Origin of the sequence: Corallococcus aberystwythensis (genome assembly GCF_003612165.1) — a bacterium.
Classification (GTDB): domain Bacteria; phylum Myxococcota; class Myxococcia; order Myxococcales; family Myxococcaceae; genus Corallococcus; species Corallococcus aberystwythensis.
The window spans coordinates 1-16,244 of record NZ_RAWK01000102.1 but is presented as its reverse complement, the minus strand read 5'-3'; the positions used below and the strand labels follow the sequence as shown (position 1 = coordinate 16,244).

Sequence of the window (16,244 nt, the reverse complement as noted above, 5' to 3'; positions counted from 1 at the left end):
CGGGCCGCGTTTCAGTGGCCCGGGGCCGCCACCAGGCGCTCCGCGAGCAGGGCCGGTTCGGTGATGGGCCGCTCGCAGACGAAGCCACGGCAGAGGTACGCGGCGCCCTTCCCTTCCACCGGGTCGCGTCCCTCGAAGAGCTCCTGGAGGCGCGCGGGCGGTGCGGCGCCCGTGTCGTTCCAGCCGAAGGAGAACACCGGCGCGTAGGTGCGGTTGGCCGAAGCCAGCAGCGGCGCCACGGCCTCGCGAGTCCCCGAGAAGGTGACGCCGGACGCACCGTCCACCAGCGAGTCCGCCGCGAGCCCCAGGTGGCCATAGCCCATGGGGTTGCGCACCAGCTGATCATGCAGCTTGGCGACGTAGTGCTCCGGGTGGTCCAGGTGGCACACGTCCCCCGTGAGCGCGGAGAGCGTCACCTGCGCCTCGGTGAGCGTGGACGCGCCAGCGGGGAAGGCGTTGTCGAAGAGGCAGTAGGTCGCCACCACCAGGTCCTTCTGTCCCCGGGGCGCGGAGAGGTACGCCTGCTTCTCCTCGTCCCAGAACAGCTCCACCGCGCGGTGCGCGAGCGCGTCCGCCGCGTCCAGGTACTTCGCGTCGAACGTGGCCTGGTAGAGCGCGGTGAGCCCGGAGGCCAGGTCGCCGTAGTCCTCCATGAAGCCGTCGATGCGGCCCTGACCGTCCTGGTACGAGCGCAACAGCCGCTTGCCGTCCCACATCTTCGCGAGCACGAAGTCCGCCGCGTCCGCCGCGAGCTTCGCCCAGTCCGGCCGGTTGAACACGCGCGACGCCAGCGCGAGCCCGCGGATCATCAGCCCGTTCCAGCCCGCCAGAATCTTGTCGTCGCGGCCCGGCTTCACGCGCTGTTCGCGCAGGAGGAAGAGGACGCGGCGCGCCTCCGCCAGCTCCTTCTCCACCGCCTCCACCGGACGGCCCTGCTCCTTCGCGAGCTGCTCCACGGGGACGACGACCTCCAGCACCGTGGCGCCGTGCTCGAAGTTGCCGCCGGGCTTGATGCCGAAGTGGCGCAGCACGGTATCCGCCTGCTGGCCCACGGACAGGGCCGCGCGGACCTCCTCGGGGCGCCAGACGAAGAACTTCCCCTCCTCGCCCTCGCTGTCCGCGTCCTGCGTGGCGTAGAAGCCGCCGGCCGGGTCGGTCATCTCGCGGCGGACGTACTCGACGGTCTCCTCCACGACCTTGCGCCAGAGCGGCCGTGACTCCACCTGCTCTGCTTCCGAGTACAGGTGCAGGAGCTGGGCGTTGTCGTAGAGCATCTTCTCGAAGTGGGGCACCAGCCAGCGCTCGTCCACGGAGTAGCGGTGGAAGCCGCCGCCCAGCTGGTCGTAGATGCCGCCCAGCGCCATGCGCTCCAGCGTGCGGAACACCGCCGCCTTCAGGGGCTCCCCGCCACCGCGCCGCCATGCGCGCAGGAGCAGCGCCACGTTCATGGGGTTGGGGAACTTGGGGGCCCCGCCGAAGCCGCCGTTCACCGGGTCCATCCGCTTCAACATGGACTGGCCCATGGCGACGATGTCCTCCGCGGACAGGTGCGCGGGCGGAGCATCCAGGCCGTGCGTGGACAGCTCGCCCAGGCCCTCCTGGAAGCGCTGGGCCTGCTCCTCGATGTCGCTGGCCTTGTTCACCCACGCGTCGCGCAGCGCGGAGAGCAGGCGCGGGAAGCCGGGGCGGCCGTAGCGGTCCGACGGGGGGAAGTAGGTGCCGCCGTAGAAGGGGCGCAGGTCCGGGGTGAGGAACACGGTGAGGGGCCAGCCCCCGCCCTGCCCCATGAGCTGCACGACGCCTTGATAGATCTGGTCAAGGTCGGGGCGCTCCTCGCGGTCGACCTTGATGTTGATGAAGCCCTCGTTCATCAGGCGCGCGATGTCCGCGTCCTCGAAGGACTCGTGCGCCATGACGTGGCACCAGTGGCACGCGGAGTAGCCCACGGAGAGCAGGATGGGCTTGTTCTCCGCGCGGGCGCGGGCCAGGGCTTCGTCCCCCCAGGGGTACCAGTCCACGGGATTCGTGGCGTGCTGGCGCAGGTACGGCGACGGCTCCCGGGCCAGACGGTTGGTGTGTCCAGAGGGGGGATGTTCATCCATGGGGTACTCCCGGTGCGCAGCGGCTTCGAGGCCCTTCACATTGTGAGCCTGGGTTCTCGGGGGCAAGCCGAAATGGCCTCACTCCCTGCTGGCCAACGGCCCTCCGGTGCGCTTTGTCCGGGGGCGTGCGTGCGTCCGCCCACTCCAGCCCCGGCCCGGGAATGAAGGCGTGCCTCGTCCTGGTGGCCCTGGGCGTGGGGGTGCGGCTCGCGCTGGCGCTGGGAACGGACGTCTACTTCGACGAAACCTATTACTGGCAATGGGCCCGGCATCTCGCTTGGGGATATTTCGACCATCCGCCGATGGTGGCGTGGCTCATCGCCGCGCTGGGCATCCGGGGGACGGCGCTCCTGTGCGGGCTGGGGACGGGCGTGGCGGTGTGGGGGCTGGCCCTGGACGTGTACCGCTCCAGGGACGCGGCCTGGCGCGCGGTGGCGCTGTGGAGCGCGGTGCCGGTGGGCATCCTCTCCGGCGTCTGGGCCACGCCGGACTCGCCCATGCTGCTGTTCTGGGCGCTGGGGCTGTGGGCGCTGTACCGCGAGAAGTGGGTGCTGGCGGGGCTGACGTGTGGCCTGGCGCTGCTGTCGAAGTATCCGTCCGTTTTGCTGGGGCTGGCGTTCATGGTCGCGGCGCTGCGGGCGCGGCGGCTGCCCGCGGGCGCGTGGGTGACGGCGGGATTGGGATTGGCGTGCTTCCTGCCGGTGGTGCTGTGGAACGCGAGCCACGACTGGGTGGGGTTCAAGTTCCAGCTGAATCACGGTCTGGGCGGAAGCGGCGGCTGGGCGACGTTCGGTGAATTCGTGGCGGGGCAGCTCGCCATGGGCGGGCCGGTGCTGTTCCCGCTGGCGCTGGTGTACGCAGTGCGCGGGCCCCGGGAGCAGTTCCTGCTGCGCATGGCGACGGCGATTCCGCTGTTGTTCTTCGGCTACGCGGCGGCGCGGACCCGGGGTGAGGCGAACTGGCCGGCGGCGGCATACGTGGCGGCGTGTATTGGTGTCGCGGGGATGCGGCCGGTGTGGCAGCGGGCGGCGGCGTGGAGCGGGATGGCGGTGGTGCTGGCGGTGACGTCGCACCTGCTGTTCCCGGTGCTGACGTTCGAGCGCGACGTGGTGCTGGCGAGGACGCACGGCTGGGGCGTGCTGGAGCGGTTGAGGACGCCGGAGCAGTTGTTCCCGGGCATGGCGCCGGGCCCCACGGCGGTCTACGCGCCGACGTATCAGCTGGCGTCGCAGGTGGCGTACACGGCGGGCGTGGAGACGGACACGGTGGGCCCGTCCCGGCGCAAGAGCCAGTACGACCTCTGGCCTGAGCTGGAATTGAAGCCGGGGCAGGACGTGCTGTGGTCTTCGGAGAACGGCGCCGCGCCGCCTGCGGAACTGGTGCAGCGCTTTGGTTCCGTGGAAGGCCCTGTGAAGCTCACGGGGGTCTTCCGGGGGAGAAGGCTGCACACGTTCACGGTGTGGCGCTTGAAGTGAAAGCGACCACGCGTCTTCGCGCCTGCCTTGCCCTCCTGTTCTTTCTATCGGCCTGCGCCACGTCAGCCCCAGACGCGCGCATGTTCCGGGAGCAGAGAGTCACCAATCTCCAGAGAGCGGCGCAGTTGCCATGGAAGGATGAGGGCCGTTGCGTCGTCCAAGAGGCCGCTCAACCCTGGTCCGTCCTGGCGAAGCGCTGCTTTCCGGTTCTTGACCATGACCGGGTCCGGTTTCACGACACGACGGGAAGGTGCACCGTCGCCTCCACGGACGCGGCTGTCCTGGTGTGGGGTGTCTGCGTCCTAGCTGCGCCAGAGATCATCGCGGGTGCGGTGATCGTCATCGGGGTGGTGGTGGTAGCGGTCGCCATCAAAGAGGCGATGGATGCGCATGAACTGCGCCATCTCTACCCCGAGGAAGCAGGGACCGCACACGGCACCCAGATAACGACCCGAGAGCACCTGGCGAATCAGCAGCCCACACTGGAACCCGAGCCAGCAGGAAAGGCTCGGCAGCCCCCTGCGCCTCCCTGGCTCGTGGACCAAACGCGTCGCGCCAGGTGTGAGCCCATTCCGGTGAAGCACCGAGGCGGCGATGATGCGCATAACAAGTGCGCCGACCGGATACCTCCCAATCGCTACCCAGGGATGGACGTACTCGTTGACGGCAAGCACTTCGACGCACTGCAAGTCGGCGTCCATGTGCTCTGGGAAATCAAGACCGACCAGTTCGCTACTTACTCGCTCTTCCTTCGCAATCAGGTGATCACCGCGCAAGTGGAAGAACTGCTGGAAGAGCGCAGGATCGCCCGAGCCTGTGGCTATGGGTTCGTCATTGGGGTCAGCAGCGACGCGCACAAAGCAGCACTGCTCGAACGGGAGCCCTCACTGGCTCCTGATGTCGTTGTCACAGGATGCACACGATGACGCCTCCAGCTCGCCTCTTGCTTTCCGTATACGCGCCAGCGCTGACGAGGGATGACGGCCGTCCCCTCGCGGCCGTCCATGCAATGGAGCGCGGTTTGAACGGGCTGAAGTTGGAGTGGGAGGTGTCTGGGGAAGGTCAGCTGATTGCGGTACCCCAGCGCGATGCCTGGCTCTCCGAGGCAGCCGCGCGCGGGAAGTTCCCCCTCCTTTGCAACGGTGACGAAAACTACCCCGTGACGATCGCCGGATTGCGAAGACCCGCGAGTCCGCTCCCAGGTGGACAGCCACAACTCCAGGTCCATGCCGACCTGCCTTTGGACGAGGTTGTTCTCGCGGCGGCTGCGAGTGTCCTGGAGGGCATCGCGGAAGGCGCTCACGCGTTCTGGGGGCATGCTTCGCCGGAGGGTTTCGGCCTGGAGGTCGCCAAGCAAATGCGCCACTCCGATGGTGGACCCGCGCACTCCTTCCGTGGCCTCCCCATGCTCAAGCCTCCAGATGCCATCGGCTCACCCGAGATTCCGCATTACCTCGGCTGGTTGAATTACTGGTCAGCGGCCACCGCACATGCCATCGGGTTCCCGGACGCGGCTCGCGATGCCGAATGGATGTCACGAGCACAGCGAACAGCGACGGGCGGATGGATTGTCCAAATCACGGAGACACCGCTCGACTTCACCAATCCAGTCCATGTGGCCGCACTCCAACGAGCCTATACGTGCTTCCCGGCGATTGGCGGGCGCTCATCGCCTTGAGCCCGGCACAAAGACACTGGGACGCTCTACGCTCCTTCATCCCTCCCGTTCGTTAACATCCTGTCGCGCCCCCTACAATGCCACCAGCATATGCATCGCACTTAGGCCAACAACCAGGGGCGTTCACTTCGCTACGAAAGAAGCTCCTGACAGTTGCTCACGCTCGCGTTATGGAGCGTACCAGCGGCTACAGCCCAGCCATCCATATCAGTGACCGAGCCTCGCGGTTCTGTATTTCCCTTTGCAACGGTACAATACTCCTGTGTCTCCTCTTATCAAACCCTACGGCACCATCATCGCTGACCCTCCTTGGAAAGAGCAGGGAGGAGGCAAAATCAAGCGGGGCGCGGATCGTCACTATCCGCTGATGTCATTAAAGGACATCATTGCATTAGGTCCTAGAGTCAAGGCCATTGCCGCTCCCGACTGCCACCTCTACCTCTGGACAACCAACAACTTCCTCATCAAGGCGGGAGCAGAGGTCCTTCCCGCGTGGGGATTCACGTACATCACCTGCATTACCTGGGAGAAAGAAAACATAGGCATAGGCCAGTATTTTCGAGGCACAACTGAACATGTACTCTTCGCACGGAAGGGCCAACCACCATACCGGAAGCTTGCCAATGGGAAGAGAGCGCAGGGGAAGACTGGTTTCGCAACCCAGGAAACAGCCATCCAGCGATCTCTCGACCGAGACGGGACGTGGTTCTTCCGCCGGAAGACGCGTCATTCCGAAAAGCCGAGCACCATTCACGAGTGGGCCGAAAAAGTAAGCCCCGGTCCTTACATCGAACTATTCGCGCGCTCTGGCCGACAGGGATGGGATTGCTGGGGCGACGAAGCGCCCTCTAGAGTTTCGTTTTAATCGATTACTCATCCCCAAGTCCCTTACGCGTCACCAACCTGCCTATTCGCTGTTCTTCCGACGAATCACAGGAGGTGCTGGATGCACCAGGGCTCGCTCAGCCTCGTGGCGATCTGCACACCGAATATAGCGAGCCTCGTTCGCTCTTCCTGTTTTTTTCGAATGGTTGAGTTCTCGGCATTGCTGGCACCAGCTTTGGATTCCGTCTGGGTGGTTGTCCGATACGCGCCCAAGCGTTGTGCCAAACTCGTTTGGCTGTCGGAACACGTGATGGGACTCGGTGCATCCTGAGCAGTTCGGGCATGACTTGAGCAACTCCTTCTCGCTCGTGATGCTCAATCGTAAGCCTCTGCCGCAGTCGGCACAGCGCATTCCAGTCCCAGGCAGCTCATTCGCAATTGGCATATGCAGAACGGTAAGTCAGCCCTCATCTCTCAGTCCAGGTGGGTATTGATTCACCTCAGGTGTCAAATCCGACAATATGCCTGGATGCGCTCCTGCGCGCCTACGAGCGCTTCCCGGTCATCGGCGGGCGCTTGGTGCGGTGATCTCGCCGAAGAGGCGAAGCGCTCCGGTCACTCCGGACTGAGAAATTTGCTCACGACCGGGTTGTCATTGGAGTCCCAGCCCAGCACGCCCAGGTACATGCCCCGGCGGCCCCCCTCGTCGGTCTGCGCGTCGAAGTTGACCGGGCAGGGACCGCTGCCACACAGCCACCCGTGGAAGAAGATGCGCTGCCCGCCATCGAGCGCCGCGGTGATGTCCGCGCCGCCAGGGCCGCACACGCCGCCGGTGTTCGCATCCGTGAGCAGCAGGTGCTGCGTGACGGTGTTGAAGGCGTTGGTGCCCACGCCGTTCGCCCGCATCCAGATGGTCTCGTAGGTGCACTTGTTGTACGGCCCGCGCGAGGCGAACAGGATGTAGTCCCCGGCGCGCTTCACCAGGACCGGGTTCTCCACGATGCGGTCCGAGCGCAGCAACTGGCGGCTGGTGGCGCCGCTGGCCACGTGCGTGCCCGCCGCGTTGAGCCGGACGATGCGCAGCGATGATGGCAGCTGCTGCGTCTTGTAGAGCAGGAAGCGCGTCCCATCGCTGTCCTTGAAACCAGACGGGTCGATGACTCCGGCGTTCGTGAGCGGACGGTCCGGAATGGTGTCATCCGGAGAAGGCGTGTTGGCCCGTCCGGGACAGACCAGCGGGCCGCCCGCGACCGGGGTGAACGGCCCCAGCGGCGAGCTGCCGGTGGCCGCTCCAATGCAGCGCTGGTTTTCATCCAGTCCAGCCACGGGGGCGGCGAAGTAGAGCACCCACTCGTTCGCGCCAATGCGCTCCAGGTCCGGAGCCCACATGACGCCGCTCGTGGCCCACGAAGGCTTTGCCGTGAGCGCGGGCCCTTCCGACGTCCAGGGACCCGTGCCGATGTTGCCCTGGGCCGACGGAGCGAGGCTCCCGGTCGACATGCCGTAGAACTGATCGTTGTGGCTGACCACCGTCGGGTCGGCGAACCCGCCTCCGCCCGGAGCGAACACGGGCCGCGGCGCGGCGTCCGCGGACAAAGGGATGCTGAAGCAGGCAACGAACGCGACGGATGCGCCAAGTGCGCGGCGGCGAGTGGACATCATGGGTGAATCCTCCTTGTCACTCTTCGGTCCGGAGCCAGAACCACCGCCCATTGGACCGCAGCGCCCCAGCAAGGAACTCCTGAAAGGATGTTGCAATCTGGGAGCAATAGTCTGGAGCAGGGAACGCTTCGTTGTAGCCATCACGAATGGGGTAACGGCCCTCATGCTGATGGCTCACATCGAGCAGGATGTAGTTGCTGTCCCGGACCTCGCAGATGGCATACCAGGACGGGGGGCCAGCCTGATCCGTATCCTCATCGCGCATGACCACCCGCGCGCGGGCAATCCGTGAGAGCGGCAAGAATGTGAACGCGGGATCCACGAATCCAAAGGTGGGATCCCGCCGGGCAAACAGTCGGGCTCCGTCACAATGCAGGTAGAAAGCGCGAAGGTCCGGATCCAGGCGCCAACCCACGCGCTGCTCGAACGCGTCCAGTTGCTCCGGTGTTGCCGGCGGATTGGGAACGTGGCGACGGGATATCTCCTCAAGCAAGTCGGTCATCACCCTGGGCCTATTCTCCATAGGGATAATCCGTCCCTACGCTCGTCCATGGAGGCGAATTCGCGTAGCACTGATTGTAGAGCTTGAAGAGCGTCTGATGGATGTCCTTGGGGAATGGCACGATGTTGTCCCAGTCCGTGGGATTGCCTCCATGCCAGAGGTCCCTGATGTGGTGTCCCTCATAGGGGTTCCCCTTCTCCGAAGGCCACGCCCCAAAACGTTTCGCCCACTGTTCCCGGAACTCAGGACGGCTGTCATCCCACTTGTCCCGTGCGGCCTTGTTCTGGGCGGGGCTGAGCGTTCCATAGTTGCAGCAGCAGTTCGTCATACCGAACCGGCTCCCAGCTCGTACGACCGTGCCTTCAAAGTCCATCTTCACGTCCGCGAGCCACATGCACCCTTGAAGAGCGTAGCCGCTCCCGGCGCACTTCTCGCGGCAGTAAGCCATGAGCTGCGAGCTGCACTGCCACGGGCCATAGTGGACGATGGTGCGGAACTGCCCGCCCCCAGGCACCGCCACCAGCGGCCCCACCCACTTCCGAACCGAGCCAGGGGTCGTGGTAGGCGTTGGACCTTCAGCACAGGCCCAGAGAAGCAATGTCCCGAGCAGAAGGGCCGCTGAGCGGCAAGCGCGTGCGTTTTCCTTCGCGGTCATGGGAGCGCACCTTACCGTTCGCAATGGGGGAGCCGAAACCGCACGAAGCCGAGGGACAGTGACTTCCCCCGGCCCCATCGCTTACCTCATGGACAGAGGGTGCCTTCACGGCGGCACACGCGGTCGCCGCAGAAACAGGAGTAGCCCGTCGCGCAGGGGCCGCAGATTCCACCGTGATAGCCCTCCGCGGTGACGTTCACGGAGCCGAGCAGCTTCGTATGGGCGGTCCCTTCGTAGAGCCGGAACACCATGTTGTCCCCCGCGTGGAACCATGTCGCGTTCATGCACGCGCTGGCCGCACGGCCCATCAGCGCCTCCGGCAGTCCATTCGAGCTCACCCACACCTCCGCCATGGAGGTGTTGTTGACGCTCCAGCAGATGTTCGACGAACCCGTCGTCGTGACGTCCAGGTTGATGCGCACCTTCGTGGGACTCGCGCTGATTGTTCCGGAGGGCGTCAGCTCACACAGGGCCTGGTTCTTCCCTCGGGGCAGACATTCGAAGCCTCGCGCCAGACATATGTCCGAACACGCTGAACCCACCTGGGTGTACCCAAGGGGACAGATCGGCGGGCTGCCACAGGTGAAGATCGTCTGGGCCGTGGCGGCCCCGGTGGTCTCCCCCAGGGTCGCCTCCTCCTGCTCCTGGAAGTCAGGCCCCGAGCAGGCCAGGGCGAATGCGGCAAGGATGAACGGCAGGATGCGCTTCATGGGCAACCACTCCTCGTATGGGTTCAAGAGGAGCAGCCGACCATGACCAGAGCGGAAACCCCAGCCAAATCCGCACTCTAGGTGAGAGCCGCTACAAGCATCACGAAGAGGAACGCGAAGTAGGTCCGACCCGCCAGCCGTCCCGAGAGGGCCCGGGGCCTCCGGTCCTTGAAGAACAGCGTCAGGTTGACGATGGCCATTCCCAGGGGCAGCAGGAAGAGCCAGCCCGTGACGTGTGAATGCCAGGGTTTCGTGAGCCACAGGAAGAGCCCCACGGCCGTGGCGTTCAGCGCGAAGGCGATGAGGGCACTCCCCGTGGATCCCACCTCGTCGGAATAGAGCTTCTCTCCCGGCTTCGTGGATCCGGCCCACGCGGTCTTCCGCATCACCTCCCAGTGCAGGTACAGGCAGACCACCCCCACCACCGCGAGCAGCCCTTGTGGATTCAGCGGCTGGCCGATGCGCTCCGCGTGCGCCACCCAGAGATAGAGGCCGTGGCCCACGTGCAGGTGGATGGCGACTCCAATCATCAGGAACATGCTGTTCTGGTACGCGCCCCAGTGCTTCTCCAGCCACCAGAGGAACAGCGCGTGCGCCATGATGCCGGCCAGGATGGCGGCCCGTGCCCAGGACACCGCCAGGTTCGTCCCCAGCAACACGACGGCGCAGATACCTAACGCCACATACAGGTCCCCGAAGCTGACCTCCCCTTTCGCCAGACCCCGGTCCGGGTTGTGGACGAGGTCGTATTCGTAGTCGCGCAGCTCATCCGCGACGCGCATGAAGTAGCCCACTCCGAAGATGCTCAGCGCCACGTGCAGCAGGTCCGGTGAGAACGTCAGCCCCCCACCCAGCATCCCGTCCAGACACACGCACCAGAGCGAGATGGCCAGCAGGTAGAACAGCGGCGGATAGCGCTGCACGGAGAAACGCAGCGTCGCCCTCGCCCGGTCTGTGATGGACCTGCTCATGCTGTCACCAGCGTGACCGTGCCCGTGGAACCATCCACCCGCACCCGCGCTCCATCCGGGATTCGCGTCGTCGCGTGCGGGACGCCCACCACCGTGGGGATTCCGAACTTCCGGCCCGCGATGGCTGTGTGCGACAGCATGCTGCCTCGCTCCACCACGATGCCTCCCGACGCCAGCATCAGGAACAGCCAGCCCGGGTCCGTCTCCTTTGCGATGAGGATGTCGTCCTTGGTCAGCGAGCCCACCGCGCCCGGGTCCAGCACGATGCGCGCGGTGCCTTCCACGACTCCCGCGCTCGAACCGATGCCCTTGAACTGGGTGGCTCCATCCTGGACGGCATCCGCGGCCCTCGGGATGCCGTCCGCCACGCTGCCCACCGTGGTGAAGTCTCGCGGCGGCTGGCGCTGCTGGTTGTCCTGACGCTCCTGCTTGCGCAGCTTCGCGAGCGCTCCCAGGTTCCTGGTCACGCTTCGGCCCTCGTAATGGTCCAGCACCTCTTTCATCGTGAGGTACTGCACGTCCTGGGGTGACTCCAGCACGCCGCGCTCCGCCAGCCGCTGCCCCAGCGCCGCGAACACGCTCTTGCTGAAGCCGAAGAGCTGGCCTCGCCAGAACCGGCTGTCCTCACGCAATCCAATCACCGTGCGCAACGCCTGGAGGATGGGCTGGAGCATCAGCCAGTTCAGCGGCTGCCCCTCCAACAGCTTGCTCAACCTCGCCTCCGCCTCCACGCGCCTTGCCTTGTCGGACGCCCTCAACTCCTCGCGCGTGACGGTCGTACGCGCGTAGGACTGGACGATGCGCGCCAACTCCCATGGCGTGTCCCGCAGGTTCGGCCGCTCCACGTTCAATTCCTGCACGCCCCGGTCGCCGTATGCGCTCAGGTGCTCGCGGAAGGCCCGGGCGAACGTGGGCGTTACCTCCCCGGCTTCGATGCGCTTCCACACGGTCTCCGCCGTCTCCTGTGCGAAGAGCTTCGACAGCGCCGCGTCCGCGCGCACGTTCTCCGCGAGCGCCACCGCGGACATCAGCGCGTGGGTGCCTTCATCCGGGTTGGCGCCACACAGCAGACCCACCAGCAGCTCGTCGGGGTCCACTCCGGTCCACTTGCGCAGGAAGCGGCTCGCCAGCCCGAAGCAGGTGTTGATGTACCAGTGATTGATGAGCGTCAGCCCCCACCAGTTCCCCACCTCCGTCCAGACGCGCCGGAAGTGATGGATGAGGACCAGCGGGTCCTCCCGCTCCAACGACAGGGACCGCACCTCCGCGAGCGTCTTCTTCCACCAAGCTCCAAACTCTGCGAAGTCGTGCCGGAACGTCGCGGTGAACTTCACCACGCCCACCGTTGAACGCCCCAGTGCGTACGCATAGCTCGCGGCGCTGGGGAAGCTCTCGCGGTGGCCGGGCAGCCGGATGACCAGTGAGGCATCCAACTGGAGCACGTCCTCCAAGTCCCGCATGGACGTCAGCGCGAGAAAGGGATTGATGCCATTGACGTGCATCAGGTTCGACAGCGAGTGGTAGACGCGCCCGTCGATGAACCCCAGCATGTTCTGGAAGGCCGGCGTCTGGTCGTGCAGCGCCTTCGCGTCCGCGCCCCACATGCGCCGCTGGAGGTCGTAGAAGATGACCTCGTAGAAGTAGCTGGCCAGCGAGTACGTCAGCGGCGTGGTGACGCCCGGGAAGCTCTCCGAGACGTTGGCGCAACCCCAGACACGAATCTTCCGGAAGTCGAAGGCGATGGGCCTCGACTGCAAGACGTGCAGCGTCCCGTCCTCCGTGAACGTGCCCTCGATGTCCTGGGGCAGGCCGAAGCTCCGCTCGATGTCCGCCGCCATCGTGGCCAGCCGCTTCAGCTCGTCATCCGAGAGGCAGGGCGCGTCCCGCAGCGCTTCCGGCACGGGCTGACGGAGCAGCTCGCCTCCGGGCTCGGGGTTCTCACAGAGCATCTCGGCCTTGTGCCCCAGCTCCCGGTCGATGCGGCCCGTCCTCGGGTGGATGAAGTAGTGGTCCACGCCGACCTTCTCCTGGACCACGCCCTCTCCGATGCCGTGCCCCGCGACCACCAGCGTCCGGCGCTCGGTCGTCTTCGGGTCGCAGGTGAAGGCCACGAAGGAGCGGCGCCCGGGAATCATCCGCTGCACGCCCACCGCCACCGTGAGGCCTCGCACGTCCCGGCCCTGCGCCAGCCGGTAGATGAGCCCTTCCGGCGTGTATGCCGACGCCCAGCAGCGGCGGATCCGTTCGAGCAACCGGGCGCGCCGCACGTAGAGGAACGTCGAGCTCACGCCCGCGAAGGGGTCCGCCTCCGAGTCCTCGCTCTCTCCCGCCGCACGCCCCACGACGGAGGCCCGCACCGCCACCAGGCCGTCCGCGCCGAACGTCCTGTCGAACGCGTCCAGGATGGCCGCTTCGCGCCCGGCCTCCAGCGGCACCTGGAGGAAGAGCTGCTCAATCCCTTCCGATACACGGCGGATGTCCTGATGCGAGGTCCGATCCACCGCGAGGATGAGCCGGTCGATGTCGGGGAGGATGGGCCGGACCACCTCCTGGAACATCGCGGTGGTGAGGCAGAAGAACCCGGGGACCGGAAAGCCACGGCTCGCCAGGTGCTGCTGGCGCGCGAACTTCTGGCCGACCTGTTGGGGGTCGCCGGCCTCGGTCATGGAGACGAGATGGGGGGAAGACATAGAGGGGTCTCAGGAATGAAAGGCGTTGAGGGCGCTGCGCAGGGCATCCACCGGCGACCGCGACAAGGCGGTCTCCGGCCCGAGCACTTCCGCGAGCCGCGCGACATCCAGACACTGCGAACGGGTCAGCAACTCCAGACGCTCGGCCTGCGTCCGGGCACGACGGATGGGGACTTCCCGCATGACATGCAGGAGCCCGCCGGGGACGCGGACCTTCACGGTGGGACTCGGCAGCCCCAACGCCTGGGCCACCGTGGCCGTGAGCTCCGCGCGGAAGAGCGGACGCGCATGGGCGACGTTGTATGGCCGCTGTTCTGGCTGGGACGTCTCCACCATCCGCCGTGCCAGCGCCCAGAGGATGCGGCCAAGGTCATCCACGTCGATGACCGAGCACGCCACGGCGTCATCCCCCATCTGCACTCCGCGCTTCAGGTGCTTCACGAACGCGGGGAGGAAGTACCGGTCCCCCTTCCCGATGAGGAACCGGGGCCGGAGCAGCGCCGCGTGCAAACCGTTCCTCGCCGCGTGCTCCGTGATGAGCGCTTCGGTCGCCACGCGGGAGCGGGCCAGCGCGGTGATGGGCCGGAGGGGCTGCGCTTCCGTCACGCCCCAATGCGGTCCCTCGCCATACACAGACATGGAGCTGCCGTAGAGAATGCCCCTGCAATCCCCCTTGAGCCGGGACAGGAGCCGTCGCGTCCCGTCCTCGTTGGTCCTTTCGAAGCCCGTGCCATCCGTGTCCCGCTGCTTCGTGGCCAGGTGCAGGACGACGTATGGGTATGGCGGGAACAGCGCATCGGGGATGCCGTGCAGGTCTCCCCGCACGACATGCACTCCGTCTCCCCAGTCGCGGCCTTCGGGAGAACGCACCAGCGCGTGCACGGGATGCGCTCCGCGCTGGCGCAGGAAGGCCTGTCCCACCATGCCGGTCGCGCCCGTGAGCACGACGCCGAAGCTGGCTACCAGACCCATGGCACCAGCCGCTTGCGGCTCGCCGCGAACTCGGCGTAGCCCGGGAAGGAGCCCAGCAGCAGCCGCTCCTCGTGCCGGATGCGCAGGAGCACCGCCGGAACGAAGGCCAGCGCGAACACGGCGAGGGCCGGCACCGCGGGGAACACGAGCAGGTAGCCCACGTGCGCCACCAACATGCCCGTGTACGCCGGGTGCCGGAGCTTCCGGTACACGCCCCCCGTGACGAGCAGGCTCGCGTCCGGCAGCCGCACCCGGTGCGAATACGCCCGCCCCAGCGTGCGGATGGCGGTCAGGCGCAGCGCGACGCCGCTGACGAAGACGAGCAGCCCCACCCCACGGACCACCGGGCTCGCGTCCAGGGTGACGAACGCCTGCGCGAGGAGCGCCGTGGCCGTCCTTGTCACCGCGTAGAGCTCCAGCGTGGCGCCGTCGCGATCCGCGGTGGGCTTGCGTGTCTCGCCCAGTGTCACCCGGGTCTCGAGCAGCGGCCACGCGACATAGGCCGCCAGCATCAGGCCCGCGAGCAGGCGGCTCTCCTCCGGCGTGCGCGCGAGCTGCCGCAACCCCAGGGGGATGAGGCCTCCCACGAGCACCAGCAGCAGCAGCGTGGGGAACCACCGGTGCAGGTGCTTCATGACGCCGCCTTGCTGACGACGTCCAGCCGCCCGGAGAAACAGCACACGCCGTCCTGCCAGCCCTGGACCGCGACCCACATGGTGCGGCGCTTGCCCTCCACGCGCACCGGCCCCGCCCACTCCGGGAGCCGGAAGCTGGCGAAGGCGCGGATGACCACCGGCGCGCTCCGGTGCACGAAGCGCTGGAAGTCCAACGTCAGCTGCCTCAACACCAGCACCCAGTCCAGCGGCAGCCCCACCGCGTGGGTGCTCGCGATGGTCGCCTGACGCGCCAGCTCCGTGAGGAGCATCCCCTGCACGTGCTCGGAGGGATGGTCGAAGACGAACTCCGGCGAGTCCGTGAACGCGTTGAACTGGTGGAGCGCCCCCACCCGGCAGCCATTGGCGAGCAGCACGTTGCGCGGGTCCTGCTTGTGCACGAGCACCGGATCCAGGCGCTCCAGCGGAGGGGCCTCACCTTCCGCGAAGGCCTGCCGCCCTTCCGAGACGGCGTTGCGGACCGGCACGCGCTCCAGCAGCTCCGACAGGTTCTCCAGCGGCGCCTTGCGCCAGGGCCCGCCCACGCGCACGCCCAGAGGCGTGGCGTCCGCCCAGTCCGCCAGCTCCGGGAACTCCGCGGCCCGCGCGCCCAGGTACAGACCGCAGTGCTCCTGAAGCGCGGCGGCCAGGAACTCCGCCTCCGCCACGCTCTTCACCGGGACACAGCAGGGGTGTTCGACTTCCGGAAGGAGCGGCTCCGGCACGAGCAGGAACGGGACGGCCTCCGGCGACGCCACCCGCAGGCGACGCTCAGGATGGCTTGAATCGGAATCCATGTCTGCCTTTCTCCAACTGGGGGAAAAGCAGTCTAGGAATCGCGATGTCTCAACACGAGAACCGGGGAAGGCCCGCGCTCACGCAGAGGAAGAACAGACCCGAGAGGGTTTCCGGGTCTGTCTCATGAACCGCCATGACACGTCGCGAAATGCGTCTGGGATTGAGACGGACGGTGCGACCGCCGGTTCACTGCCCCTCGGGCGACTCGGGCTCGCAGCGGAGCAGCACTTCCAGCTTCTCCCCCACCCGCCCAGGTAGATGGCGTACCCGTCGAAGAGTCCTCGGACCTGAAGCTGCCTCCTGGTGGACCTCATCTCGTTGCCGAAGACGCACGACGCCCTGCGTCAACCGCACTGTAACGAAGGCGGGAGGCGTGTGACGGAAGCCGGCCGTCCGCGTGTGGGTCCCGGAGGCGGCGGCCGATGGTGAACACATGAAACCGGTGTGACACCAGTGGACGCGGTGGCTGGCGAACAGTCCGGCGGGCCCCGGGTTGTAGCCGGGCGCATGCGTGATGACGGTGCGCCCCCAGGACAGGCGGTCGGGCAGGC

Annotated in this window: 14 protein-coding genes; 4 read left to right on the top strand and 10 right to left on the bottom strand. The window is 66.7% G+C overall.

Translation table 11 applies throughout. The features are described 5' to 3' along the window. Positions 1-11 precede the first annotated feature (11 nt). The gene (locus D7W81_RS18175) at positions 12-2,102 is read right to left on the bottom strand and encodes a thioredoxin domain-containing protein (protein ID WP_120556659.1); all 2,091 of its coding nucleotides are present in this window, start codon (positions 2,100-2,102) and stop codon (positions 12-14) included. Between the two features lie 125 nt (positions 2,103-2,227). Here D7W81_RS18175 and D7W81_RS18170 point away from each other — a divergent pair, with 125 nt between their 5' ends. From D7W81_RS18170 to D7W81_RS44410, 4 genes are all read left to right on the top strand, one after another. Continuing rightward, positions 2,228-3,577 carry an ArnT family glycosyltransferase gene (locus D7W81_RS18170; RefSeq protein ID WP_244227270.1) on the top strand — a complete coding sequence of 450 codons (1,350 nt, stop codon included), beginning with the start codon at positions 2,228-2,230 and terminating at the stop codon, positions 3,575-3,577. Beyond that, entirely contained in the window at positions 3,562-4,503 is a 942-nt protein-coding gene (locus D7W81_RS18165) for a DUF6310 domain-containing protein (RefSeq protein ID WP_244227269.1), read from the top strand. Before D7W81_RS18170 ends, D7W81_RS18165 begins: the two co-directional genes overlap by 16 nt. Next, positions 4,491-5,255, top strand: a complete 765-nt coding sequence (locus tag D7W81_RS18160; protein WP_306440896.1) for a DUF5953 family protein — start codon at positions 4,491-4,493, stop codon at positions 5,253-5,255. Before D7W81_RS18165 ends, D7W81_RS18160 begins: the two co-directional genes overlap by 13 nt. 262 nt (positions 5,256-5,517) lie before the next feature. Continuing rightward, positions 5,518-6,120, top strand: coding sequence for an MT-A70 family methyltransferase (locus tag D7W81_RS44410; protein ID WP_158621623.1), 603 nt, complete (start codon positions 5,518-5,520; stop codon positions 6,118-6,120). A gap of 575 nt (positions 6,121-6,695) precedes the next feature. On the opposite strand, the gene D7W81_RS18150 is transcribed toward D7W81_RS44410, so the two are convergent. From D7W81_RS18150 to D7W81_RS18110, 9 genes are all read right to left on the bottom strand, one after another. After that, complete coding sequence (locus D7W81_RS18150; protein WP_158621622.1) at positions 6,696-7,742, bottom strand: glycoside hydrolase family 43 protein; 1,047 nt, start codon at positions 7,740-7,742, stop codon at positions 6,696-6,698. 16 nt (positions 7,743-7,758) lie between these two features. Beyond that, positions 7,759-8,244: an SMI1/KNR4 family protein gene (locus tag D7W81_RS18145; protein ID WP_120556653.1), complete on the bottom strand. Its 486-nt coding sequence runs from the start codon at positions 8,242-8,244 to the stop codon at positions 7,759-7,761. A 10-nt stretch (positions 8,245-8,254) separates the two neighbouring features. Next, entirely contained in the window at positions 8,255-8,899 is a 645-nt protein-coding gene (locus tag D7W81_RS18140) for a hypothetical protein (protein WP_244227268.1), read from the bottom strand. Positions 8,900-8,985: 86 nt separating this feature from the next. Further along, positions 8,986-9,609, bottom strand: a complete 624-nt coding sequence (locus D7W81_RS18135; protein WP_120556652.1) for a hypothetical protein — start codon at positions 9,607-9,609, stop codon at positions 8,986-8,988. Between the two features lie 77 nt (positions 9,610-9,686). Continuing rightward, positions 9,687-10,580: a UbiA prenyltransferase family protein gene (locus D7W81_RS18130; RefSeq protein WP_120556651.1), complete on the bottom strand. Its 894-nt coding sequence runs from the start codon at positions 10,578-10,580 to the stop codon at positions 9,687-9,689. Next, on the bottom strand, positions 10,577-13,270 hold the full coding sequence (locus D7W81_RS18125; RefSeq protein ID WP_120556650.1) for a PEP/pyruvate-binding domain-containing protein: 2,694 nt from the start codon (positions 13,268-13,270) through the stop codon (positions 10,577-10,579). The genes D7W81_RS18130 and D7W81_RS18125 overlap by 4 nt, the downstream gene beginning before the upstream one ends. 9 nt (positions 13,271-13,279) lie before the next feature. Next, positions 13,280-14,242 (bottom strand): NAD-dependent epimerase/dehydratase family protein, encoded by a 963-nt coding sequence (locus D7W81_RS18120; RefSeq protein WP_120556649.1) that lies wholly within the window; start codon positions 14,240-14,242, stop codon positions 13,280-13,282. Beyond that, positions 14,230-14,877 (bottom strand): methyltransferase family protein, encoded by a 648-nt coding sequence (locus D7W81_RS18115; protein WP_120556648.1) that lies wholly within the window; start codon positions 14,875-14,877, stop codon positions 14,230-14,232. Before D7W81_RS18115 ends, D7W81_RS18120 begins: the two co-directional genes overlap by 13 nt. Continuing rightward, positions 14,874-15,692 (bottom strand): AfsA-related hotdog domain-containing protein, encoded by an 819-nt coding sequence (locus tag D7W81_RS18110; RefSeq protein WP_120556647.1) that lies wholly within the window; start codon positions 15,690-15,692, stop codon positions 14,874-14,876. Before D7W81_RS18110 ends, D7W81_RS18115 begins: the two co-directional genes overlap by 4 nt. Positions 15,693-16,244 lie beyond the last annotated feature (552 nt).